Origin of the sequence: Arthrobacter sp. GAS37 (genome assembly GCF_044908325.1) — a bacterium.
Lineage (GTDB): Bacteria > Actinomycetota > Actinomycetes > Actinomycetales > Micrococcaceae > Arthrobacter > Arthrobacter ramosus.
Genome location: NZ_JBIYDB010000007.1, coordinates 53,530 through 78,939 on the forward strand (window position 1 = coordinate 53,530; position 25,410 = coordinate 78,939).

Annotated in this window: 17 protein-coding genes and 1 pseudogene; 13 read left to right on the forward strand and 5 right to left on the reverse strand. The window is 62.7% G+C overall.

Features of this window, described 5'->3' with window-relative positions:
* Window positions 1-29: 29 nt before the first annotated feature.
* The gene (locus ABH924_RS08385; RefSeq protein ID WP_404498015.1) at window positions 30-1,397 is read right to left on the reverse strand and encodes a HEPN domain-containing protein; all 1,368 of its coding nucleotides are present in this window, start codon (window positions 1,395-1,397) and stop codon (window positions 30-32) included.
* 481 nt (window positions 1,398-1,878) lie between these two features.
* Here ABH924_RS08385 and ABH924_RS08390 point away from each other — a divergent pair.
* The 9 genes and pseudogenes from ABH924_RS08390 to ABH924_RS08430 all read left to right on the forward strand — a co-directional run.
* Window positions 1,879-1,985: pseudogene (locus ABH924_RS08390) on the forward strand (ATP-binding protein); the annotation flags it as partial.
* Between the two features lie 452 nt (window positions 1,986-2,437).
* Window positions 2,438-2,725 (forward strand): hypothetical protein, encoded by a 288-nt coding sequence (locus ABH924_RS08395; protein WP_404498016.1) that lies wholly within the window; start codon window positions 2,438-2,440, stop codon window positions 2,723-2,725.
* A 12-nt stretch (window positions 2,726-2,737) separates the two neighbouring features.
* Window positions 2,738-4,135 (forward strand): type IV secretion system protein, encoded by a 1,398-nt coding sequence (locus ABH924_RS08400; RefSeq protein WP_404498017.1) that lies wholly within the window; start codon window positions 2,738-2,740, stop codon window positions 4,133-4,135.
* On the forward strand, window positions 4,128-5,624 hold the full coding sequence (locus tag ABH924_RS08405; protein ID WP_404498018.1) for an SCO6880 family protein: 1,497 nt from the start codon (window positions 4,128-4,130) through the stop codon (window positions 5,622-5,624). Before ABH924_RS08400 ends, ABH924_RS08405 begins: the two co-directional genes overlap by 8 nt.
* A gap of 284 nt (window positions 5,625-5,908) precedes the next feature.
* Window positions 5,909-7,081, forward strand: a complete 1,173-nt coding sequence (locus tag ABH924_RS08410; RefSeq protein ID WP_404498019.1) for an ATP-binding protein — start codon at window positions 5,909-5,911, stop codon at window positions 7,079-7,081.
* A complete protein-coding gene (locus tag ABH924_RS08415; protein ID WP_404498020.1) occupies window positions 7,081-8,898 on the forward strand; it encodes a type IV secretory system conjugative DNA transfer family protein in 1,818 nt (605 codons plus the stop codon). Before ABH924_RS08410 ends, ABH924_RS08415 begins: the two co-directional genes overlap by 1 nt.
* Window positions 8,885-9,394, forward strand: a complete 510-nt coding sequence (locus ABH924_RS08420) for a hypothetical protein (RefSeq protein WP_404498021.1) — start codon at window positions 8,885-8,887, stop codon at window positions 9,392-9,394. The genes ABH924_RS08415 and ABH924_RS08420 overlap by 14 nt, the downstream gene beginning before the upstream one ends.
* A gap of 78 nt (window positions 9,395-9,472) precedes the next feature.
* Complete coding sequence (locus tag ABH924_RS08425; RefSeq protein WP_404498022.1) at window positions 9,473-10,636, forward strand: ArdC-like ssDNA-binding domain-containing protein; 1,164 nt, start codon at window positions 9,473-9,475, stop codon at window positions 10,634-10,636.
* Between the two features lie 54 nt (window positions 10,637-10,690).
* Window positions 10,691-11,203 (forward strand): single-stranded DNA-binding protein, encoded by a 513-nt coding sequence (locus ABH924_RS08430; protein WP_404498023.1) that lies wholly within the window; start codon window positions 10,691-10,693, stop codon window positions 11,201-11,203.
* Between the two features lie 166 nt (window positions 11,204-11,369).
* On the opposite strand, the gene ABH924_RS08435 is transcribed toward ABH924_RS08430, so the two are convergent.
* Window positions 11,370-12,587: a hypothetical protein gene (locus ABH924_RS08435; protein ID WP_404498024.1), complete on the reverse strand. Its 1,218-nt coding sequence runs from the start codon at window positions 12,585-12,587 to the stop codon at window positions 11,370-11,372.
* A gap of 358 nt (window positions 12,588-12,945) precedes the next feature.
* Between ABH924_RS08435 and ABH924_RS08440 the strand changes: the two genes are divergently transcribed.
* The 4 genes from ABH924_RS08440 to ABH924_RS08455 all read left to right on the forward strand — a co-directional run bounded on the left by ABH924_RS08440 (window position 12,946) and on the right by ABH924_RS08455 (window position 19,881).
* Complete coding sequence (locus ABH924_RS08440; protein WP_404498025.1) at window positions 12,946-13,233, forward strand: DUF6504 family protein; 288 nt, start codon at window positions 12,946-12,948, stop codon at window positions 13,231-13,233.
* Between the two features lie 8 nt (window positions 13,234-13,241).
* Entirely contained in the window at window positions 13,242-16,478 is a 3,237-nt protein-coding gene (locus ABH924_RS08445; RefSeq protein WP_404498026.1) for a DNA polymerase III subunit alpha, read from the forward strand.
* Between the two features lie 461 nt (window positions 16,479-16,939).
* Entirely contained in the window at window positions 16,940-18,745 is a 1,806-nt protein-coding gene (locus ABH924_RS08450) for an McrB family protein (RefSeq protein ID WP_404498027.1), read from the forward strand.
* Window positions 18,746-18,825: 80 nt separating this feature from the next.
* Window positions 18,826-19,881 carry a 5-methylcytosine-specific restriction endonuclease system specificity protein McrC gene (locus ABH924_RS08455; RefSeq protein WP_404498116.1) on the forward strand — a complete coding sequence of 352 codons (1,056 nt, stop codon included), beginning with the start codon at window positions 18,826-18,828 and terminating at the stop codon, window positions 19,879-19,881.
* Between the two features lie 233 nt (window positions 19,882-20,114).
* Here the strand turns inward: ABH924_RS08455 and ABH924_RS08460 are convergent, their stop codons facing one another.
* From ABH924_RS08460 to mobF, 3 genes are all read right to left on the reverse strand, one after another.
* A complete protein-coding gene (locus tag ABH924_RS08460) occupies window positions 20,115-20,837 on the reverse strand; it encodes an SOS response-associated peptidase (RefSeq protein ID WP_404498028.1) in 723 nt (240 codons plus the stop codon).
* Between the two features lie 140 nt (window positions 20,838-20,977).
* Window positions 20,978-21,547 carry a hypothetical protein gene (locus ABH924_RS08465; protein WP_404498029.1) on the reverse strand — a complete coding sequence of 190 codons (570 nt, stop codon included), beginning with the start codon at window positions 21,545-21,547 and terminating at the stop codon, window positions 20,978-20,980.
* A gap of 19 nt (window positions 21,548-21,566) precedes the next feature.
* Window positions 21,567-25,127, reverse strand: coding sequence for a MobF family relaxase (mobF, locus tag ABH924_RS08470; protein WP_404498030.1), 3,561 nt, complete (start codon window positions 25,125-25,127; stop codon window positions 21,567-21,569).
* Window positions 25,128-25,410 lie beyond the last annotated feature (283 nt).

The following is a 25,410-nucleotide window of genomic DNA, read 5'->3' on the forward strand; positions in this document are numbered from 1 at the left end:
GAGGATCTCGGCTTTGACAGACTCCACTCCTATCCCGATGTTTCTTGGCTCGCACGAAAAGTTTGTAGGCACGAAAAGCCCGGCCAGTAATCCTCCACATCCATATTCGCAAGGGCGAAGGCGAAGATCTGCGATTCGCCGAGGGCAAGGCCAAGTCGGGTGGGATCGGCAAACTCCAGCAGGATCCGAAGCACAAGTACCCAGCGCCCGGAGATACTCGCGATGTGATACTGGGTTATTTCTTCATCATAGAAGTGGTCGAGCAACTGATGGCTCTGATCATTTCGGATACTTCTCATGGACTTGACCCAAGCCGACAAGTCAGGCCCACAAAGGCCGGGTGCAACCTCTACGACCGGAGATGCCATTTCCAACAAGCGTTGCTGATAGCTTGGCTGGTCGATGTTGTTGAGAGCCTCGCTGAAAAGCCTGGTGGCAAGGTCCTCATCATCGAAGCCGCTTTCCACCAGCTTCTGGACGCCGGTTTCCCGCGCTGCACGGGTTGCTCTCTTGACTGCCCCAGCACTAACTGGGGCGAAAACCCGGGGATCACCGCGTAGACGACGGTGCAGACCTTCGAGGGCAGTGGCCACTGCCTGTGCATCGATCTGGAGTACCCCGGCTTTATCAGAGGCTATGTAGGGCAGCGGATCGAGCCGGAATGCCATGGGGAGCCAGCGTGACAACGCTTGCAGGGTAACCTCCCCTAAAGGCAGAAGCCTTGTTCTCGAAAATTTACCCTCACCCGGCGGAGGGGCAGAGCACTCGTGCCAATTTCCGTCGCCCAACTTGATCTCCACGTGGCGCGGAGCCATCTCGCACCCTGTCCACAACACTAGAAATTGTGTGGAGGCTCCCATGACTCCTTGTCGAACGACACGCAGCTCAGCTGGCCCCGAAAGCTGGAGTTCAAAGCCGGGCTCCTTCTCGGACACCCAAGGCTTCAACTGTCCGCGCACAGGACCATCGGTTAGGCCAACAGGAGAGTCCTGAAGCCAGCCAGCATGTCTGGTCGAAAAGTTGTAGGTCCATCTAATGCCATGTACCTCATGGTCTTCCCCCTTGATGTGAGCGTTGAGGACGTAAGAGGGTCCAGTAAACCTCTGAACCAGAGGGCCAAACATGTGAGCGAGGAGGTCTGTGTCCATGTGCGCGCGCAGGAGGGTTACGGGGCCTGCGCCATCTAACTCGCCATAGATTGTGCGGGGCGCGAAATCAGCGGTGATTGCCGCAGGGTCGCCGCTGAGGCCAATAAAGCCTGGTTGAATGTCCCAACTTTGAGGGGTGAAGCAGAATCCGTTGAGTTCTAGAGAATAAGTGCCGGACTCTAGCTTCAAGGTCCCTTCGATCCGCGGACCGTTCGCCAGCCAGAATGTTCCTGTTACTTCATCGCTCACGCGGCAACAATAGCCGAACAGACCTCGGGAGCCCCGCATCTTCGGCTCGGGGAGTCAGCTGCTCTGGCCAGGCACATAAAGATGTGGCCGGGGCACAAGGAAGGATCGGTCTTGGCCTCACAACTGGTCGACAGATGCAAAAACTCGTGAAACTTGGTGTTCGGTGACGGGCGTCCGGTTCCGACCGCCAGCGCCCAGTCAATGCCCTCAACGAAAGCTGCACCGCGCTCGAACGCGACCGGACTTCCCGCATACATCTTGGTCGTATGTCAATGGCGACAGAATCGTCCACACCCGCCGTTTGGTTCCGTGCGCGAGAGGGGACGTGCTGAGAACGTCCGACATGGCCTCAGTTTTCCACCGCCGGAACGGATCTCAACAGTAGTGTGCATGTGATGATCACACTGGGATGGCCTTGTTTGTGCTGATTTTGCAGGGATCTTTTGTCCTGGTTTATGAGTGTAAAACCTACTCTTCACATGGACCCCCGGGTGCCGGCAAGACCATGCTTGCAGGGCGCCTCCCGGGGCTCTTGCCGGATCTCGGCGACGAGGAAGCCTGGAAATCACAGCGATCCACTCACTCTCGGCTGTCCACGTTGACAACGCAGCTGCACAGGGGCCCCGGAGAATTGCATAAATCTGTTTGCTGAACCGGATGATCATGCGATAGCACGAGCCGCATAACGTAACCTGCCCGAGACGGGCTAGTCGGCGAGGATCGGGACCTTCGAGGTCGGTACGAAACGAAAAATTCCCCCGGACAAGACTGCTCGGGGGAATTCCTAGTCACTCCGGGAGTAATTCTCGAACCCCCGCTGCAATCATGGGACCTCGACCGCAACGCCCACCGACCTGATCAATAACGCAAACGGCTCCCGGGATATCGGCGCGCTGCCGCTGCTGGTAAGCCCACAGATGCCTCTTTCATCTTTAGGAGCGCTAAAGCCAGGTGACGTCATGTCGCTCCAGCCCTCCGCCTCCATGAAGTCGTGAGCCCACACAGCTCATTCCTCTGGAAGACGACGGACGGAGCACTCGATGTTGCTGACTGCGGTGGATCCTGGGATTACCCCGAATCCTAACTTTCCCTTTCTTGCCTCGTTGAAGGAGATAGGTGGAGGTATCCTCGTCGGTGCCTTCATTGTGATCGCTATCGTGGCGATCGTCGGAGCGGCGATGCTTCTGGCCGGCAAGTTGAGTCAGTCGTCGCGGCTGGCGTCCGGCGGTGGCATGATCTTGCTCTGGACTGGCCCGGTGGCTGCGATCCTGGGCGGGATCAACGGCTACATTCTCTGGTCCCAATCGGCATTCCCGCTCGGATTCTAGGACCGATCCGTCATGCCGGTTCAGTGTGATCTGAATGGGTGGGGGCCGCCCGGGTGCGGGCTCGTCTCCCAGGCGAACGATGGGTTCCTCGGAGCCGCCACGGCCCTCTTTGCGAATATTCTTCAGAACATCGCGTCCTGGATCTGGTCGTTCATCACGGGAGCCTTCAGCGTCTCGAACGTTGATGACTCGCAGTGGATCGCCGTGCAGGGGCTGACGAATTGGTGGGTGGTGGTCATGATGACGCCGCTCGTCGTGGCTATGATCCTTCAGCTTCTATCGGGCCTGATCAGCCAACAGCCCCGCCGCTTGGTGAGGGCGCTGGTAGGTGGTGCTGCCGCCATTCCCATGGTGGCCGGAGGAGTTTTCCTCGCTCGCCAGCTCACTCACGTCGGCGACTCCGCATCGCAATCGCTCCTCGACTCCATGGGGACGGATCCGTACGTGGTGTTCATGCGACTCTTTGGCTTCGAGCGGGCACCTGCGGGATCCGGCCGGGACTGGAACGTTGTTTCGCTCGCCCCTGGGTCGAGCAGCGGGGCGGCTGGGGCAGTGATCGTCACGACGATGGCCGTCATTGTTGTCTGGATTTTGGCGTTCATTCTCATGTGCTCAATGATCTTCCGGTCATTTGCGCTCATCGTCCTTGCCGCCGTCGCTCCGGTCGCCCTCATGCTCATGCCGTGGGAGAAAACGAGATCCTGGGCACGACGGTGGTGTGAGATCGTGGTCGCGCTGCTCCTGGCCAAGCCTCTGGCCGCGACCGTTCTGGCGGTTGCCCTCAAGCTTTTCGCCGAGTCGAAGTCGTTCGCTGGACTGGCTGCCGGCGTCGTCGGAATGACGCTGGCGTGTGGCGCTCCTCTGATGGCCCTACGGCTTGTCAGTTTCGCCGGCGGGGAACTGGCGGCGGCTGCCCAAACTGCTGGCGGCGGTCACATCCTTTCGCGCAGCTCCAGCTTCACTGCAAGGCAGATCAGTCGGCAAACGGGTGGCCGATTCACGCTCGCAGGCATGGCTGCCCGTTCGTCGATAACTCGCCCGATCCCGTCGAGTCGTCCGCAGTTTCCGACAACTGCATTGCCACCCAGAGTGCCACTACCCGGAGCACCGAACAGGACGACGACGTCGCGAGCGGCTGCCCGAAATGACACCCCTTTGATGCTCGACGTCGGCACGTCGGCTCCCAGTCCAGCCTCGCCTCAGGCGCGTGGCACCGGTGCGCCGCCGGCGACGTCTGGGGCGCAGGCCCGCGGATCAACTCACGGCATCATTGACGATCGACCGAGGCCTTCGGCGTCGCGTCCTTCACCCGTTCCTGAGGCCTCTCCATCGATAGCACCGCCGGTGCCACCATCGGTCCGCTCGCAAACGATTATCCAGCCACCGAAAGACGGTGATTCCCATGTCTGAGACTTCACGAAGTCTCGAAGCTGTGAAGTTTCCCCGCTACGAACGTCGCGGCTTGTTCATGGGATTGAAGTGGTATCAGTTGCTCCTCCTGGCGTCTGGTGTCTTTGTGGCATGTGTGGCCTCCGCAGTGAATGGACCGGCCGGGCTGTTCGGTTCGGGGCCGATGTGGCTCGTGCTGATGCTTCTCGGGTTGCTGCAGTATTCACGGATTCCCTATCCGGTATGGGTCAGTCACTGTGTCCTGTTTTTCTATCGATCGGTCATCCGCCAGACACGGTTTCTCGTCAGGCCTGAACGGGCCGTGCTGGCGGGCCGTCTGGCGCTCCCGGGCGGATTGGGAAACCTTGAGCTGCGCAGGACCTCGCGGGGCGAATCCTTCATCGTGGACGCCCGAGGGAAGGAGGTCATCGCGGTGCTGCGCTGCAGCACCCGTTCTTTTGCACTCCTGGATACCGACGACAAGGCCTGGGCTGTGCAGGCCTGGTCACGAGTGCAGGCTGGCATGGCACAGCGCAGCATTGTGGCAAGAATTGCCGTCCAGGACTATACGGTTCCTTATCCTTCGCAGGCGCTGCGTGACTTCTACGAACACACCGCACCACATCGGATCGGAGACACCGGAGAACTGAGCTGGGGCGAGCGTTCGTATGAGGATCTGATTTCCGCCGCTGGGTCGGCCATGAGCCACGACCTGCTTCTGACTCTTGTCGTCGACACGGCCAAGTCCCGGCGCCGGATCAAAGAGTCGGGCGGGGGACTGGTCGGCGTCGAACGAGTGCTCCGGCTGGAAGTGGAGGCGATAACCACGGCACTGGGAACACACAACGTCAAGGTCGAGGAGTGGCTCCCCGAGGACGGAATCCTTGACGTCCTACGCGGCGCCTTCGACCCGGCCGCAATCGCCGCTCCCGTTCGGCCTCCGGCGGAAGTTGCCGCGCACCCTGACCCCGAAAGTGGTTCGGAGTTCAAACCTTCTCCAGGTCCTATGGCCGTCGAGGAGCACTGGACCTATGTGCGCACGGACTCGGGTTTTCATCAAACGTTCTGGATCGCCGAGTGGCCGCGGCAGAAGGTCTTTCCGGGATTCCTTCATCCGCTGATTTACGTGGGCGATTTCCGCCACACGGTGACTGAAGTGATCCGGGCAGTGCCCACAACTGAGGCACTCCGGGATATCCGCTCTGCCCAGGAAGCCCACGAAACCCGGCGTCGAATCAATACAAGGTTTGACCGGCCCCTCACCCGTGAGCAAAAGGCAGAAGAAGAAGAGGTCGCCCAGCGGGAGGAAGAGATCGTCGCCGGCCACGGTGACGTGCGGCCCGCCGCGTACGTCACGATCACGGCAGCGACGCTCGAGGATCTGGCCAGACACAGGCAGGAGCTTGAATCGGCGGCTGCAGGGGCCTTCGTTGAATTGCGGTTGCTGGCCGGACAGCAATGGGCGGCCTTCGTGGCCGGCGCCCTCCCATTCGGGAGGGGGCTCCGATGAAGCGGACCATCCACAATGTTCAATACCTACCGTCTGGCGGAAACCGGAGGCAAAGGAACGAACGACGCCGGGACGAAGGTGCGGGCAACGCAGGGCCGTGGTTATCGGCCCTGCAGAGCTTCGGAGAAACGATCGATGATCGGCTGGAAGGTACGGAGCGCGGCGGTGATTGGGGGAGTAGGGAACCAAACTCTCTGCGTGGCCCGCATCGGCTGCGTCCGGCACCGCACCGCGCTTCCACGCTGACGTTTGCGGCGGCCTATCCGTTCATCACGGAATCGGGCTTGGGCCATGAGGGAACGTACATCGGCACGGACGTCTTCGGGTCTGGAGCTTTTTCCTACGATCCGTGGATTCTCTATGACAAGGGTGTCATCAGTGGCCCGTCTATCGTTGTCATCGGCACCGTCGGCACTGGTAAGTCCATGTGCGGAAAATCGTTGGTTGCCCGGTCGATCACGCTGGGTCGGAAAGCGGCAGTCGCGTCTGATCCCAAGGGCGAATGGGTCGCCGTGGCCAAAGCAGTTGGTGGCAAAGTCATTTCTGTGGGTCCCGGCCGCTCAGCTCGTGTGAACCCCCTCGATGCGGGTCCGCGTTCTGGCGCACTGAGTGAGGCACAGTGGCAAGCCGTGGTGCGCCAACGCCGCCGCTACCTGCTGGTGGCGTTGGTGTCCCTCATGCGTCAAGGGATGCCACTCCGGCCCGTCGAGCATACGGCGCTGGATATGGCGCTGATGGAGACCGTGGCGCAGAACTCGAACCCGACGCTGCCCATGGTCCTGGATCATCTGCTCAACCCTTCGAAGGAAACGATCGGGCTCGTCGGCAGGGACGGCGGCACCGCCGTCAGCCATTCGCTGCGGCGCACTGTTTCCGGCGATCTGGAAGGAATGTTCGACGCCCCTTCCACGGTCGCGTTCGATGCAGATGCGCCCATGATGGTGCTGGATACCTCCGCCCTGATCGGCGCTTCTGAGCAGGCCCTGTCACTCGCCGCAGCGTGCGGGGCGACCTGGCTGGAGGCGGCGGTCACCAATCCCGACGGCGGCAAGCGGCTGGTGGTCTACGACGAGGGTTGGCGGATGCTTGCCGATCCCTACATGCTGGCCAAAATGAGCGAGCAGTGGCGATTGGCTCGCACCTACGGGATCGCGAATCTGCTCATCATGCATAAGGTGGCCGATCTCAACGAGATCGGTGACAGCACCAGCGGGCATCGGCAGAAAGCCCTTGGGCTCCTCACGGAAGCCGACACTCGGATCATTTACCGCCAGAAGCACGACGCCATGCGCCTGACCAAGGAAGCTCTCGGCCTGACCGAAGCCGAATGCGAGCACGTGGAGAACCTTCCGAAGGGCGTAGGGCTCTGGAAAGTCGGAAATCGCTCGTTCATCGTTGCAAACAGGGTCACCACCGATGAGCTGGAAGTCTTTGGCACCGACGACCGGATGATCTGATGTTCACGCACCCTCGCGCAGGAAACGCCAGCCCCCTAGTCACCGCCGGACTTGTCACACTCTCTGGCTTCGTGAGCCTTTCCTTCCTGGTTCAGGGAGCAGCCCGCCTCGTCGTCACTTGGCGGTGTGGCACCACGCCGCCGTCGCCCCCAAACCCGGCGGCCGCCGTCGGACTCTTCACTGGCCGGATCGATTGGATCGTCCGCCGAACTCCCGACTGCGACGTCGGTGCCACCGATGTCTGGTGGTTGGTCGCCCCGGTACTGGTCGCGGTCGCCGCGCTCGCGGTGAGTGGGATCTGGGCTTGGCGAAGATGGAAGCAATCGGGGGCTTGGCTGCGGCAGGAGATCTTGAACCGGGATGGCATTGCGCGCCGCTCCGAGATTGTGCATGACTTCGGAGCCAGGGCCGTTCGGCGGCGCGGGAAGTTCACTCGCCCGGCGGTGAGCAATCCGGCTGTTCAGGACGTGGCCTGGACGCTCGGCCGCTCACGCGGTGTCACGATTCACGTCTCAACTGAAGAATCGATGGTGATCCAGGGTGCGCCGCGTTCGGGCAAGGGACTCTACGTGGTGATTAACGCCATCCTGGACGCGCCCGGCGCCGTGGTGACGACGTCCACGCGGGCGGACAATCTCGTGGTCACGATGAAAGCCCGCGCCACGGGGGACAGACCTGTGACCGTGTTCGATCCGCAGGGAATGTCCGGGCTGCCATCCACACTGCGCTGGTCCCCGGTACGCGGCTGTCAGGACCCGGATATCGCCACACGCCGGGCGCTCGTCATCACGGCGGACACGGAGATGAAAGGCGAGAATGCGGCCTGGCAGAAGCGCTCGCTGATCGTCCTGCAGTGCCTGCTCCACGCGGCGGCTTTGTCCGGTGAGGGTGTCCGGGCCTTCCGTCGTTGGTCCTCAAGCCCGGTGCTGGCCCGCGAAGCGCTGGAGGTTCTCAGCCGGCCCGGCGCTGCACTGGGATGGCAGGCCGACCTGATGGGAATCCTCGAAGACGACCCGAGGAACACGTCCAACTCCTGGATTGGGGTCTCGGCGGCCGTCGCGCCGCTGTCTTCGCCCAAAGTGTTGGCTGCGCTGGATCCTCAGGACGAGTCGGAGGAATTTGACCCGAAACAATTCATCCGTGATCGCGGAACGCTGTACCTGATCGGCACACGGGCGGGAGCGGCCGCGGCAGGACCGTATCTGTCCGCGCTGATAGACGACATCGACTATGCCGCCCGGGAAATGGCCTTCGTCTCGCCCGGCGGTCGACTCGATCCGCCCTTGTCCTTGATCCTCGACGAAATCGCCAATCTTGCTCCCTGGCCCGGCCTGCCCATTGCGCTTTCGGACGGCGGCGGAATCGGTATCTCAACGCTCGTGGTGTTGCAGTCGCTCTCCCAGGCGCGGACGGGGTGGTCCATCGACGAAGCCGCCACGATCTGGGACTCGGCCATCATCAAGGTGATCTTCGGCGGCGGCTCCGATGAACGTGACCTCCGCTCGCTCGCGGGACTGCTGGGCGAGCGGAGCCTCACTCTAACCACACGCTCGTGGTCATCCCAAGGCCGTCAGGACGGCGAACAGATCCGCGAGAGCCCCGTCATCGCACTCGATGAGATCCGCCGCCTGCCGGCCGGCACGGCCCTCATGCTTGGCCGGCGGACCAGACCAATCCTTTTGGATCTGCGCGAATGGCACAAACGCAAGGACGCAGCCGAGCTTGGACGCTCCAAGGCAGAGACCGAACGCGCCCTCACCGAAGGCCACAAACAGCGCCAACAGACAACCGAAGGGACCAGCGATGGGGAACTGTGACGAAATCGAACACTTCGATATCCCCTCAGCCGGAGCGGACGACGACGAGCTGACAGCCGAGCTGTTCCGCTCAGCTTTCCGCGCCACGGGCGGATCCCCAGGAACGACCCACCGGTGGCGGGACATGAGCTCGCAGCAGGCCGAAAGGGCGTGGGCTGAACTCGGGGCCTGGGTGAGATGGCTGGTCGCCACCTATCAGCTGACGACGTCGGTAGTCCCGGACTGCTGGTGGCGCCACTCCGAAATCGTCGCCGAGCTCTACGCCCTGCAGCGGGCAGAGCAGGGCTCCTTCGCCACCGACGACGCCGGCTTCGGCCCTCTGGCATTCCACGAGAGGCTGCCGCACGCCGTCGAACGCCTCCGGAGCCACACCCGGACAGCCGGCTGCGTTGGCCTGCAAACGCACAAAGAACCCGCCCCGAGGCTACTCGCCGTTGATGATCCCGAGTTCCTGGAATGGCAGGCCGCCCACCATCAGCCCGGGGCTGAACTCTGAAGTCATGCCGTGAGTCCGGCATGGGGACATGAACAGATATCCGCGTTACGGATTTCAAGGGGCATGGAGGTGGCCGTCGTGGCTTCCAAAAGTGAGGGCACTCCCCGTTCAAAACGGCCGGAGGCCGGTGCGGCCGGGCCCGCTACGTCGGGGCTGACGCCGGAAGAGCGTATCGCGGCGCTCACAGAGGGTCTCCACACGATCCTGGAGAAGGCCGTCGAATCGCCGTCCCACTGGCAGGTGCTGTTGGACGCTTCAGCCACACTCTGGCGATACTCTGGCGGCAACGTCGCTCTGCTCTCGATGCAGATGGCACAGCGCGGCACCGAGGAACCGACGCTGGTGGCCGGGTTCCGGGAATGGGAACGCCACGGCCGCTCAGTTCTGAAAGGCGAACACGCGCTCTGGGTGATCGCGCCGCGCACGGCACGTATGCAGGATTTCACGCTGCCCGAAAGCACCCGGCAGCGAATCCGCGCAGGGGAGAAGCCCCCCGCGGGTGCCGTCGATGACGGGAAGAAGACTGTCATCACCGGTTGGCGCGGGCAAGCCGTCTTCGATGTCTCGCAGACTCAAGGGACTCCGCTGCTGGTTCCGCGGAACATGGCCGGGCCCGGGGTCGTCGCCTCGGAGCTCTTTGACTCGCTGGCGGAGGTCGCACACAAGCATGGCTTCGAGGTCCATGTAGACGGCGCCCAGTACGGGCTGACCAGCGGATACACGGATTTCGCCGAGCACCGCGTCCAGGTGGGGGAGTGGCTGAGTCCCGAGGAACGCACCGCCGTGCTTGCGCACGAGCTCGGACACGTCCTGCTGCACAGCCCGGACGACGCCGTCGGGCGGCTTTACGGGAGCAGCGCAGACCACCGGGGGCTCGCTGAAGTCGAGGCCGAATCACTTGCGTACACGGTGCTACGGGCCCACGGGATCGACCGCGGACCACAATCGGCCTCCTACCTTGCCGGATGGGCAGACGCCGTCATCGAGACGGAAAGTGGTGTTTTGGCGGACGGTACGGACCGCAAACTTCCCGCCTCCCGCGTTGATATTGCGAAGTCCGTCCTCGGACGAGTCACCGCAGCATCGAAGGGGATCCTCGAAGTCACTCATCCACCTGGCTTCGGGGGCAAGGTTCCCGCCGTCGACGCTGGGCCTCGGCTCGTGCAACCGGCGTCCTACGTGGGTGTTGGGCTGCCCGCGGCGTCTGTGGACGGGCCCACAATCGCGGGCCCCGGAGTCTGACTCAAACTATCTGTCCGGTGGGAGAGTCCCGCTGGGACCGGAAAGGAAATAACAATGAGCACAAAAATCCCGATCAGCATCGCCGGCAACCTCGTTGCCAATCCCGAGCTCACCTACGGCGAGTCCGGAGTGGCCCACGCCAAACTGCGGGTCGCTGTGAACCAGCGAATCCAGGGAGCCGACGGGACCTGGCAGGACGGCGAACCCGTCTTCCACAACGTCTCGGCCTTCCGCGCGCTCGCCGAGAACGCGGCGAACTCGCTGAAAAAGGGCGATCCGGTGACTGTGGCAGGAGAGCTCGAATTCCGTTCGTATGAGAAAGACGGCGAAAAGCGAGAGGCGCGCCGCATCGTGGCCGACACGATCGGCCCGGACCTGCGCTTCGGTACCGCCGCATACCAGCGCTCGGCACACACAGCGGTTTCAGGGCCGGAGGTTGGCATTCAGGTTGGCCCTGAGGTCTCGGCTGACGCGGAGGCAGCCTCTCCGGTGTACAACATTGCGACTAAGAGCCCGGTGGTGGTGCCCCCTTTCGGGGCAGCGCAGGGGAGTGAGATGAGTTACTAGCTGCAGTGCGGCATCTGTTGTGGACAAGATCCGATGTGCCCATGTTGGCGCATCGGATTCTTTTGTCTCGATCCTTGTCGCAGAATTGCACGGTCCGCCGACGGCAGGGCAACGAAGCGGCGGGTCGGGGCTGACGGTTGGGGCCGTCAATTGCTACGCGATGCATTTATCCGCGTGGCCAACTCGATCTGCTGATGCGTGCCACGCATATTCGGCCGTTATCGGGCCTCTGGATGAGGGCCAGCCGTTTGCCGTCCGCGATGAGGGTTAGGCTGACTTTGTCGCCCTTACTTGCGGGGCCGATCGGGCTTACGAACCGGTAGAAAATATAGAACGAGCGCCGGTTTCCTGCGGGGTCCTTCGCTTCGAGGCGGATCGTGACGCCGTTCCGGCCGGCGGTCTTCCGTGTGACCGTGACCTCGACCTGGCGCCACTGGGCTCCGGAGGCGAGTAATTTGCGGATTCCGCCATGGTCTCCTAGCTCGTTCCTGAGCACGAGGGCGATTGCGGTCGGGAGGATCAGCAGAAATATGCCCATGGTCATGGGATCGGGATGGTTCGCGTCGTTGGCGCCGTCGATCCAGATGTCATGCGGATCGGCTGTGTCGACGTCGATCGTTGTCCGGAACCCAGGCCCGGGCAGAGTATTGCACTTCGCGTTGACTTTGGCGACGCTGTGCAGTTGGTGGCCGTTGATGGTGTAGTCCACGTCCAGCTGACACGAGGAATCGCGGCGTGCCGAGGTATCGGTTTGTGCCGTGACCGTCCCGTCGGTTTTGGTGTGGCTGGCGAGTGTGTGTTTGATCCCCGCGATGACGGCCCATCCGAGCCAGCCTGAGACCGATGCGATGGCGACGACAGCGGCGGCTCGTTTGAGGCAAAGCCTCCTGCGAAGCCAGCTGCCTTTCCACGTCGGGGGTGCGGAGTCTGGCGGTATGGTGGCCTGCAACCGGGTGCTCTTGGTGAGCCGGACCCATGGTTCCGTCGCTTCGCTGCCGGTGACCGACGACGGAGCTTCGATGGTTTCGCGTGCGGAGTGGCGAGGGGTCCTCTGTGGAAGACTGCCGAGCTCGGACGAGGTCAGGTTCGCCTTTGCCCTGAACCATGTGCGGGACATGGCGCTCGTGTTCCACTCGCTCTCGACTTTGCGCGCCGCATCTGTGCCTGTCAGCGACCAGGGCATATACCGGCTGGTTCCGAATGCCCCCGGAACCAATGATCCTTCGGAAACGAGCTCTTTGATCGCTTCGAGGGTGAGTTCCCTAGCCCGCCGATGATCCGAAAGAACACCAGTGCTCCGTGCGACGGCGACTAAGTCGGAGGCGCTGAGCCAGCGGTCAGCGGCCGCTTCGATCATCGACTCCCGAAGTGCGCCGGCCTTCATGCGGGCACGTCCGCCGGGACATCGACTGGAGCCCGAGCTGAGTCGTGTCCACAGATGTAGGTCATTTGCTTTCCCCCCGCTGCGGATGATGCATCGCCGTTCTTACGGCAAACTATCGCACGATCACGACCCCCAACACCCACGATGTGGAACCGCGCGCACGCCCCTGAGCCCGATACGCCGAGCCCAATCAACAGCACTACTCTGCGGGGCGCCGACTAACACAATCGCTGAAAGCAGATACTCGAACTGAGGCGTCAGGCCAGAGGTTCCCGGTCCTTCCTCAAACTGTCGGTGGCGACGCATAGTGTCGAACGCATATTCTATTAATAGTTCTTCTCTTAGAAGGTGTGTTCTAGTGCTTGATGTTGATGAGCGTGTGTTAGTGCGGACGACCCCGGATGGCCGCCCCCTGGGGTTTGAGTGGCGGGACCGGCAGTACCGGAGCACCGAGACCCCTCTGCGGTTCTATACCCGGCGCCCGTGGTGGCTGGAACAGGCCCGCGTCCAGAAGGGCATCGGCCCGCAGGTGCTCGAGACGGAGACCTGGCGGATCACGGCCTCTGGCCGTGGCCGTTCGGCGGAGCGGGTGTTCGAGCTTGTCCGGGACGACGCTGATTGGGTGCTGGCCCGCATCCTCGGCTAGAAGTCTCGATGTTCACTCACTTGCATGTTGCATCGGCGTTTTCCGCCCATTACGGGGTGGACTGGCCGGACACCCTGGCGGCGGCGGCGAAGGCCGGGGGAGCGGACGCCCTGGCCGTGACCGACCGGGACGGGCTCTACGGGATCCCCAAACACGTCGGTGCCTGCGTGGCGGCAGGGATCGATCCGATCCTCGGCGTCGAGCTCGCCGTCCTCGACGCTGACGGGACCGTGGGCGGACGCGTCGTTGTCCTGGCCCACGGCCACAACGGCGGCGCCGGCTACGCGGCCCTGTGCCGGCTGGTTTCCGCCGCCCACGCCCGCAAGACCGTCGCGGTGGCCCGGGCAGAGATCGCCGCGCGTCTTCTCACGGATACCGGCACGGTGGGGACCGTGCTGCTCGGGCCGCTCTCCGACGTCGGGCTCAAGGTCGGGACCCGCGGCGACGGAATGGCACTGATCGGAGAGTGGCTCGCCGTCCTGCCCGTGGAGGCACTCCGGGTCGAGGTCGTCTCCCACCTCTCCGCGCCCGGGCTGCCGTTCAGCCACACCCACGCCACACGGATGCTCCGCCTCGCCGGCAGGGCCCAGGTGAAGGCGGTCCTGAGCAACGCGGTCCGCTACGTACTGCCCGACGGGGCGATCACCGCGGACATCCTGGATGCCGCCCGGGCGCTGAGACGCCTGGACGAGACCGGGGTCCAGCCCACGGCCCAGGCCTGGCTCAAACCCGGACCGATAATGCAGGCCCTCGCCGCGGAGATCGCCGCGGTCGGCCAAGCCGGCGCCGCGGCCGCGAAAGCCCTGCTCTCCGAGACCGAGGCATTGGCGGACCGGTGCCGGATCGACCCCGTCAGTGATGCCGGCTGGGGCGTGCCGGTCATGCCCGAAGCCTCCATCATCGGCATCACCGGCGACCCCCTCACCGTGCTGTGGGAACGGGCCCGGGCCGGGGCCAACACCCTCTACACGGGCGCTGATCACGCTGCTTTGGAGGTCGTGGAGGCCCGGTTGCGGCTGGAGATGGACACCATCGCCGATCTGGGGTTCGCGTCCTACTTCCTGACCGTCGCCGAGGTCGCCCGGCTCATCCGGAACATGGGCATCCGCTCCGCGGCCCGCGGCTCCGGTGCCGGGTCCCTCGTCAACTACGCCCTGGGCATCTCGTTCGTGGATCCGATCCGCCACGACCTGCTCTTTGAACGGTTCCTCAGCACCCGCCGCCGGACCCTGCCCGACGTGGACATCGACGTCGAATCCGCCCGCCGCCACGACATCTACCACGAGATCTTCGCCCGCTTCGGCCCGGAACGGGTCACCCTGATGTCGATGCAGTCCGGATACCGGGCCCGCGGCGCAGCCCGGGACGCCGGCATGGTCCTGGGCATGGACCCCGACGACATCGACGGGATCGCCAAGAACCTCTGGCGCTTCTCCGCCTCCCACTTCCGCGAAGCCATGGCCGAGAAACCCGAACTCCGGGACCTTGCCGAACGCGTCGAAGGCAGCCGGCAGCTGGACCTGCTCGTGGACATCACCGAACGCCTCGACCGGCTCCCGCGCCATATCTCCATGCACCCCTGCGGGGTCATCCTCTCCGACACCTCCCTCCTGGACCGCACCCCGGTGCAACCCTCCGGGATGGGCTTGCCCATGTCCCAGTACGACAAACACGACATGGACCCCATGGGCATGATCAAACTCGACATCCTCGGCGTCAGGATGCAGTCGGCCATGGCCTACGCCGTCGCCGAAATCCGGCGCACCACCGGGGAAACCATCGACCTCGAAGCCGTTCCCCTGGACGATGAACCCACGTTCGAACTGATCCGCTCCACCCACACCCTGGGGTGTTTCCAGATCGAATCCCCGGGCCAGCGCGAACTGGTCGGCAAACTCCAGCCGGCCGTGTTCGATGACCTGATCACCGACATCAGCCTCTTCCGCCCCGGCCCCATGCAGGCGGACATGGTCAAACCATTCCTGAACCGGCGCGGCGGCTGGGAAACCGTCGAGCAGCTCCACCCGGACCTGGAACCCTTCCTCAGGAGCACCTACGGGATCGTGGTCTTCCACGAACAACTCATGCGGATCATCGACACCTTCACCGGCTGCGGGCTCGCCTACGCCGACGTACTCCGGCGCTTCCTCAGCGACGAAGACCGCCTCCCCGGCGTCGAGAAGTACTTCCACGAGAAAGCCACCGAACGCGGCTACACGCCCGAGGTGATCGGGAAAGTCTGGGGCGTCGTCAAAGGGTTCGGGTCCTTCGGGTTCTGCCGCGCCCACGGCGCAGCCTTCGCCAAGCCCACGTTCCAGTCGGCCTGGCTGAAAACCCACTACCCGGTGCAGTTCATGGCCGGCCTCTGGACCCATGACCCCGGCATGTACCCCAAACGCCTGCTCGTCGCCGAAGCCCGCCGCCTCGGCATCCCCATCCTGCCCCTGGACGTCAACCGCTCCACCGACGAATACGTCACCGAACAGACCCCCGAGGGCCGCCTGGGGATCCGCATGTCCCTGGCCGACGTGAAAGGCATCCAGACCCGCGAAATCCAGCGAATCCTCACCGAACGCCCCTTCGACTCCATGGCCGACCTGAAGGAACGCGCACGCCTCCGCGCCTCCACCGTGCAGAGCCTGGCCCTGGTCGGAGCTTTGGACACCCTTTACACGGGGCCGAGCACACGGACGCGCCCGGCGATCGCCGCCCGGAACCAGGCCACCCGCACCGCCAAACGACAGCAGGTCATCCCCGGCCAGCTCGCCCTCCCACTCCCAGTCATCGACGCCGCCACGATCCCGGCCGACGTGCCCGAACTGAGCGACATGGAGATCACCCGCGAAGAACTGGACATCCTCGCCCTGGACGTCACCCACCACCTCATCGATTCCTACCAGCCGCTCCTTGACCGGCTCGGCGTCACCAAAGCCAAAGACCTCCTGAACCTGCGCAACGGCTCCAAGGTCCTCGTCGCGGGGATCCGGGTCGCCACCCAAACACCACCCACGAGAGGCGGAAAACGCGTCGTCTTCATCAGCATCGACGACGGAACCGGCTGCGTCGACGCCACCTTCTTCAGCGACGCCCAGGAAAAAGTCGCCCCGCCCATCCTGTTCTCCACAAACCTGCTGCTCATCGAAGGGACCACCCGCCGCACCGGCCCACGGGGCATGTCCCTCCAAGCCGGCAACGCCTGGGACCTCGCGGGCCTCACCCAGCCAGGGGCGACAGCAGCATCATGACCAGTTAGCAGCTTGGAGCCCGGTGTCGGACGTGCGTGATTCAATGATCTTGGCCACACAGGGGTGGGCGCGCGAACTTGACAAGGAAATGACAAGACATGGTGGATTTGGATCCGAAGGCGCCGGGAAATTATTGGTTTGTTGGCGCATATTTCAACGACAGAGATCCGCAAGATCAAACCGAGCGGTTCCTTGCAGACGGGATCTGGGAAAACGGGTTTGAAGATCAGCTCCTCGACACTGTCAAATCAATGCAGCCCGGCGACAAGATTGCGATCAAGTCCGCCTACGTCCGCAAACGGGACCTCCCCTTCGAGAACCACCAGAACTCGGTCTCAACATTGGCCATCAAGGCCGTTGGAACCATCACGCGCAACCACGGAGACGGGCGCTGCGTCGACGTTGACTGGACACGGTTCGGTGAACCTCGCGAGTGGTACTTCTACACCGCCAGGTCAACCGTGTGGAAGGTGTCGCCAAAAGATTGGAAGAGCGAGGGCCTCATTCGTTTCGCCTTCCAAGGCCAGCCCCAAGACCTGGACCGATTCAGAAATGACCCGGCGTGGGCGGCGCGATTTGGCGACTCGGAATTGGCAATGAAGTATGACTTCGCGTGGACCACGTTTTATGAAGAACTGGCCACTAAACTTTTGACGTTCAAGAACAACCGTTCCGCGCTTCTCGCCATCCTGGGAGAGCTCCAGCAGAAGCACACTGTGCTGGATTACCTGATTGAAAAAGCCTCAGACGGCGCCTCAAAGCCCCTGACCGATATCTGTCCGTTCACGGTTCTTGCAACATTCAATCGAGGGATCACGTCGCTTAAGCGGACCGCCCTGGCCGCCGACTGGGGCAAAGCATTGGGAGTTTCAAGGCCAGCACCTGTTAGTTTTGACGGCATTCCTCTGGTCAACAACATGAATTCCTGGTTCTTCCAGTTTTCAGACGATCAAGGCCCCGACGACATTGACAAGTTGTGGAAGGTTTTTGAGGCCTCTCTGGATCTGTCCGGAACGCCTGAGGAGCACGAACGCGCCAAATTTGTGGACGCGTACGACGCCGCGCGGATCCTTCCGCAGGTCAAGACAAAGCTCAGTATGGGACTGTTCTGGAGCCGGCCCTGGAATTTCCTCCCCTTAGACGGGCAATCGCGCAGGTATCTGAAGTCCGAGCTGATGCTGGACGGAAACCTTAGGGCCGCTGACGGCGCCCAGTATCTGGCAACTATTGACCTGCTGTTGACCAAGTTCGACGACACAGAGTACGCCGTGCATTCATTCCCCGAGCTGTCATGGGCAGCGTTCCTCACGCCGGGAACCTCCCCGGCTGGGTCGCCAAGTGGTGCTGTGGATGAAGACAATGTGGAGCAGACATCGGCCGTTCCCTTGACTGCCTACAACGTTGAGGACATCGTGGCGGAGGGTTGCTTCCTGCCACCAGAAACCCTCCAGGAAATGCTTGATCGTTGGCACAACAAGAAGAACCTGATCCTGCAGGGCCCTCCCGGCACGGGCAAGACTTGGTTGGCCCGCAGGCTCGCACAGGCTCTGATTGGTACAAAAGATTTGCGCTCAGCGATCCGGGCCGTTCAGTTCCACCCCAATGCCTCCTACGAAGATTTCATCCGCGGATGGCGTCCTGGCCCAGACGGGCAGCTTGCCCTGGTCGACGGTCCGTTCCTTGAAATGGTGGAACACGCCAACGCCGCTCCAGAACTTCCGCATGTACTCCTTATCGAGGAAATCAACCGAGGGAATCCTGTCCAGATCTTTGGCGAGCTCCTCACCCTGATTGAAGCCGGGAAGCGGTCTCCGCGAGAGGCCCTCCATCTGGCCTATCCGCGCGCATCGGATGAAACCGTCCACGTCCCGTCAAATTTGTACATCATCGGCACCATGAATTTGGCCGACCGCTCGCTGGCCATCATGGACCTGGCGTTCCGCCGCCGGTTTGGATTCATTTCCCTGGAACCTGCCGTCAATGACATTTGGATTGACTGGGTTCATGCCAATTTCAACGTACCGAAGGCCGAGTTGAAGAATATTCAGCTCCGCTTTGCTACTTTGAACCAAACCATCGCGGACGATCCGAACCTTGGCAGCCAGTTCATGCTCGGCCACAGCTTCATCACACCGACGGCAGAGATTGATTCGTTCAGGGATTGGTTTGAAGCGGTAGTAGCCACGGAGATCAGCCCAACGCTTGATGAATACTGGTTCGACAATACGGACAAGGCCCGGTCCGTGTGCCAGGAACTGCTCAGTTGACACCAGATGGGACAGCGCCGGGCATCATGGTGGTCGTTTCGGGGAAAACCGAGATTCCCCTAGCCAACTTGTGGTTACTGATGCTTTACGCGTCCAAGTTCTATGAAACCGGCACGGAGTCGATCGACAGCACCGAACAGTATCCAGAACTTCTGCCGGACTTGTTGGCGGAAATCCTTGTTCCGAGCGTCGGCGAGCGAATCCGGAAGCCCCTCACGCCCATTTTCTCCATGACATCCCGGGACCTGCGCCGCGTTCGGGGCCGGATCGACGTCCTGCGAACAGAATCCCACCAATTGCTTCGGCGAGGGCAGATCGCATGTCGCTTTGATGAACTCACCATTGATTCACCGCGCAACAGGATGGTTTTGGCGGCCCTCAGCGCCTTGGCCCCGTTGGTGCACTCGAAGCCGTTGGCATCCGAATGCCGCAACCAAGCCCGAGCATTGGAGCGGATGGGCGTCTCGGCCAGTTACTCCGCCCGAGATGCAAGGGCCCTCCACGTCCGACTCGCGCGAAATGACACCCAGGATCGGCGAATGGTTCAAGCAGCCAAACTGGCCTTGACCCTGGAGCTCCCCACAGACAGGGCTGCGCCGCGCGGTATTACACGCAAGACCCTCAACATCCACGAGTTCCGGCGGTTGTTCGAAGCAGCCGTCGGTGGGCTCTACAAGGCCACGCTGACCCGCCAAGATTGGCGTGTGCTCCGCGGGCACCAGCTGGCGTGGGACGCAGAAAGGGCCACCGACGGCGCACTTGCCCTCATGCCTCAAATGAAAACCGACATCATACTTGAGAATGCGAAGGACTGCCGCCGCATTGTAATTGACACGAAATTCACATCGATCCTCGTCCGAGGAAAACACGACAAAGAAACATTCAAGAGCGGCCATCTGTACCAGCTGTACACCTACGTTCGGACACAGGAAAATGAGTCAGACCCGTTGTCGGCATCATCCGAAGGGATGCTTATATACCCCGCCACCGGCCGGTCGGTTCGGGAATCCATTCAGCTATCCGGCCATAAAATGACGGCCGCCACCGTCGATCTGACATCGCCAGCAGTAGATGTACGCCAACAACTAGTGAACCTCATATGTGATCCCGGGGCCGGTCCTCCGCCGAGATCGTAGCTGAACGGGTAGAAGCCCTCGGTCTCGAGTATCTGCTTCAGCTCAGAGCGACTCATTTACCTTCTCCATAGTTGTTGATCGGCTCTGCAAGCTTGGGTTAGTACACGCCTGAATTGGGGTAGCTTTCCCAGCCTGGGTGGCGGCCAGGTCGGTGCCCGGAGGGCAAGGATTAAACTCGGTTCTGCTCGAACGCCGCCGGCTGCGCATGGCACCGACCGTTGTGCCGCCGATGGTCATTCTTCTGTGACAGGGACAGGCTCAACCAGTTCGGGTCCGTTGTTGCGCACGGAGTTGACCTTGTCGCTGACGACCCGGGGCACGAGGTGCGGTTCGGGCACGGAGTCCAGCAGCGCGCGCACGTCAGCCTCGGACGTGGTGTCGGGGTCGAGCCAGTCGGTATACATATCAGGTGGCACGATCAGCGGCGTGCGGTCATGGATGTGGCCGAGGGCGTCCGAGGCCGCCGTCGTGATGATTGTGGCCGTCCGCAACCACTTGTCCGGGTGCCCGTCCGGGAGGGCAGGATCCGGCCAGTTCTCGAACAGTGCAGCGAACGCCAGGATCTGGTCGTCGGCATCGTGCAGATAGGTCGGGATCTTCCCGCTCCCGGGGATCTTTTCCCACTCGTAGTAGCCGTCGCCGACGAGTAATCCGCGCCTTGCCGACGCGGCCTTCCGGAACGATGGCTTCTCGGTGACCGTCTCCCTTCTGGCGTTGATCAGCCTTGCGCCGCCTTTGGGGTCCTTAGCCCAGGAGCGGACCAGTCCCCAGCGTGCCGTGACAAGCTTCCGGGTCGCGGGCTCGCCTTCTTGGGCGCTGCGGTCCAGGACCAAGGGCACGGGGTCGGTGGGCGCGACGTTGTAGGAAGGCTTCAGCTCATCGACATATGACTCACGGACGTCGAAGGCAGCCATCAGGTCAGCGGTCGATCTCGAGACCACGTAGCGTCCACACATCTGCCTATTATGACGCGTATGGTTACGGCGACGACGGCCGGGCAATTGCTATGGCGTCAAAAGTCGTGAAACGCCGTCGAATGGTGCGAATGCGGAGCTTTTGTGGTCACTTCGGTTGGGTTGTAGAGAAACCTTGGTTACTAAACGCTCATCGACCTGCCGAGAGCTTCGCGGCTCAGCCTCGACAAAGGCTTCTTGCCTGGAGCCCAGGCAAGAAGATTTGAAGCATGTATGAAGTACGTGGCCGGCCACGGGGCCCCGGGCGTCACCTGGCTCGGATCCGGTGATATTAACAGAACGGACCCTGCCCAGATGGGTTCTGCCACGGCTTCCAGCCATGCACTCTGAACGTGGCCGAAGCGGTTCCAATTGATCGTGATCCACGAGCCGGTGGGCTCGAGGGCGTCGACGCTGAGGACCGTGATTTCTGCTGTCGTGTGGTGCGTTCGCCTCGCATCCTCGAGGTGACGCCACTTTGTGCTGGCTTCCAGAAGCCAAGAGCGACGGCGGCTGGACCGTACCAGCCAGACCACGCCAACGATGATGGCAGAGCTGACTACAGCAGCCGAGCCAAGCATATGCGCAGCATCAAGGGTCCAGCTGACAGCCAGGCTGCCAACTAAGAACGCCGCGCAAAGCGCAACCGCCGCGCTGGCGAGAATCAGGGCGGGCGTCGCGACTTTCGGTTTGATAACTGGATTCGAAACCATGACTTCCTTCCCGACCAGTTTAGAGTTGCCAACCGACATTGATAAGGCTGACGTCCTGCGCAACCGAGTCTTCTGTCCGCGGACCAGATCGTTGATGCGCGACGGAGCGGGACGCGGTCCGTTCAATGATGCGCTGAAGGTTGTCGTACTGCGATTTTCGTTCCCACTCGTATTCCGCCGGAACAGATCCGAACGGAAGTGGCGAGTTGTCGATGCCCCATCTGTCTCGGTAGGTGGCGACTCTGCCAATCACGAGGCTCTTGCCATCTGCACTTATTCCCTTCGGCAGAATCCCGAGGAGGTTCCGCTTCCATTCGGGGTCATGTATGAGTGCTTCGAAGGTCACTTTGTCTGCCCTGTTTTGAATTCGCATCCGTACCTGGCTGATCATGCTTGCCAGATCACGGCGCTCGGTGTGGATTGGCTCGACCAGGGGATCAGGGCCGCCGGCGGGCATTCCGTTGAGGAAGCTGCGGAGCCTGGCGTGGATGACCGATGTGGGGTCGTTCGCTGACGTGTTTGTCTCGAACGCCTTGGCGACCTGCCGCTGCGCACTTGGACGGCTGATGCCCGTGGATCGGCGCCAGGCAGCCACAGTCGCTCCCCACGACGGGGATTGTCGCAACTCGTCAATGTTCCCAGGACTGTGGACCTTAAGGAACTCTGTCAGGTCTTCGGCGGCAGCAATCTGGGCCAGGTAGTCGTATTCGGCACTGAGCCGTTCCAGGCTGTCGGCGCTGGATAGTTCGATGTCGCGGACTTCGTGGGCGGTGCGTTCGGCACCTTCGGCAGAGAGCACTTCACCGAGGATCTCCCGCCATGAGGCCTGCGAGGAGGGGTCGTGTGGCTCGTCGTCGCTGGGGTCGTTCTCGCTGATGTACGCGTAATTGCCGCCGCGTCCCCGTGTCATGCTCACGTACAAAAGCTCGCGTGTGAGACGTCCTTGGGTGACGACGGTGTGGCCGGAGTCCACCGTGATCCCTTGGGAGCGGTGGGCGGTCGTCGCATATCCAAGCTCAACCGAGGACTCCACATAGTCGCCGTGCAGGGTTACGGTGGTGCCGCTGTCGCGGCGGATCGCCACAAGGGAGCCGTCTCGCCTTCCGGCTTGTACGACGTCGAGGAGGGTGCCGTTGCGGATGAAGTCACCATTGCTGTCCGCAACCGTGCGGTCGTTGCGGCGCGCGATGACCGTGTCACCGCGCCCGGCACGCAGCCCATCGCTCAGAGGTGCTGTCTGTTCTGCGTCCACGGCGCCTTGGATTATGCGGTCTGCTTGGGCGCGTTCGTTGAGAATGCTCACCGTGTCGTTGTCCGCGGCAATGAGGATGGACGACTTTCCGGCATTCATGTCGGATTGCCAGTTCAGATAGGCCTGGTCGACCATCTCCAGATAGGTGCCATGCCGGATCCGCTCGTGCCCCTCGTAGTCCGGGATGGCCGCGAAGTCACCGGCACGGAGTTTCAGCGACGCGTCACGTTCCCAAGGTTGCTCGAACCGCCAGATGGTGCTCAGCTGGCTGGTTTTGCCTTGCCGGTCCAGCCACCCGAGAACACCGCCGGCGTCGATGGCATCCAGCTGTCCGGGGTCGCCGACCAACAAGACCTTGGCCCCGGCGTCCCTGGCCTGATGCACCAGGGCCGACAGCTGAAGGGTGGACACCATCGAGGCCTCGTCGACGACCACCAGTTGGTTCGGATGGAACCGCCACCTGTTTTGCTCGGCGGCCAGCCGGGTAGCTTCCTGCGCCAGACGGGTGCTTGGGGCCACTGAATTGCCCAGGCGCGCCTCGGTCGCGAGGAAGCGCTCAGCCCTGTGGGCGGCTCCCTCGCCGACAGACTCGTAGAGCCACTTGCTTACGTTCTCCGTGACCACACACAGCTCTCGCCCCAGAACCTCGGCACTCGCCGCCGCGGGAGCGAGCCCGACAACGCTTCCGGGTCCGAATTCTGCTTCCCATGCTGCCTTGATTGCGCCGAGGGTGGTGGTCTTGCCGGTGCCGGCCGGACCGACGACGGCGTCGAGCCGGTTCCCGCTCAGCAGCACCTCCGCGGCGGCGGCGCTTTGGTCCTCATGCATCCCGAACCGGCAGCGGTGTCGGTATCCGGCGAGTACCTCCATGGCAACGGTCGCGCGGACGGCCGGCCCGTCGTCGTCGTTCCTTGCTCCCATGACATTCTCTTCGCAGGCGAGGGTCGTGGTGTCGGCGTATAGGCGGGAACCGGGGAAGTCGAAGACGCTCCGCGTGCCGTACCGGAGATCGGGCTGAGCGTCCGCGGGGACGCTGTACCGGTAGTTGTTCAGGGGGACCGATTGGGTTTCGGCGGCGGTGGCTACGGCGTCGATCAAGCCGTTGCGATCCTCCGGTGTGTGGCAGCGGATCGCGACGCAGACTCGTTCGGCCTCGGCCAGCAGGTTCCACCGGTTCCAGGTGGAGCGTTTGGTGGCGACCCGCTCCCGGGTGAGCGACGCGACGGCGTCGATCCAGTCGGCGGTGAAATCGGCGGATTGGAAGGGGGTGGTCTGTGACCGCTGGACGGTGTTGGCCAGCACGAGTCGGGGGTCGAAACCCTTGGCTTCGGCGCGTGCCCGCCACTGCACGGAGAGTTGGTGCAAGGGGGCGATAGTCTCGGATTTGGCGGTTCGCGTGGAGAGAGTGGCCCGCTGGCGGAGCTTGATGGTGGTTGTCGCCCTTGGAGGAGTGCCGTGGGCCGCGGTCCATGCGGCTACGAGGCGGTCGGTTTCCTGATCGATGAGGCGGGAGCGGTTGGAGAATTCGCGGATCAATGCGTCGTGGACCCCGGTGAGCTGCGGGCTGGGGTTGTGGGTGCATGCCGCGGACTCCCGGATGTCGATGTCGGTCCCGAGGTGGCGGTGGAGGGAGTCGAAGAGCAGACCGTTATAGTGCTCACTGGCGGCAACCGCGGCCTTGTAGAGCGTCCTTGAGTCGAGAGTGACCCAGGCGCTGTCGGTGATCCGCTGGACGCGGTTGGCGATGACCAGATGCGTGTGTAGCTGCGGGTCCCCGGAACGTGACTCCCAGTGGTCGAACGCCGCCGCGATCGCCCCGCGAGTGCCGATGCGCGCGACGCCGTTGCGTCCGGCCCGGGTGTGGATGACCGATTCCTCGAGCCAGTGAAGCGTGGCGGTGACGGCGTCGTGGTGGGTCTGCAGGATCTGGTCCTGGACTGACCTGGGGCTTAGTGCCCAGAGCACGGACACCGACTTGGGAACGCTGAAGGTCAGGTCGAAACCGGCGACCGCGCGGCGTGTCCCGGGTTGTCCCTGGTTGTTTTGAACGATGATGGGCTGGCCATGCGGGCGGCCCAGCGGGACGCCGGTGTCCGGATGGACGGTGTGGTCGAAGATAGCTTTCGTGTCAGTTTCGTTGACGGCATCACCGCTGGCGCGGTTGACGCCGTCCAGTCCGGAGCCGAGCCAGCGGCCTTGCGGTGTCCCGGCCTTCAAGTAGTAGTTGGTTGCGTCCCGAGGAGTGGGCGAGACGTCGTCCATCATCGTTGTCTTGAACAGGTACTTCAGGCCGGACTGTGCGGAGAGCCGGGCGATCGATATGGTCATGGCCGGGGGATGGGGGCTTGCTGACGGGCTGGGTTCCATCCGCGACGGCGAAGGATGTCCAATATTCCGCGGTCTAGTGCGACGCGTTGTGCGTGCGAGACTGCAACCAATCGGGCGGCGACGTGCGCCAGGTCTTGGATATTGATTCGTTGGGCGCGTTTGAGACGGGCAACCTCGCTTTGGAGGAGTCGGATGCGGTCGTGTTGCTCCGCGTTCTCCTCTTCGACGCGTTCGAGTTCTGATGACTGAGATCTGAGGGCAGTTTGAAGGGTGTCGATGTGCT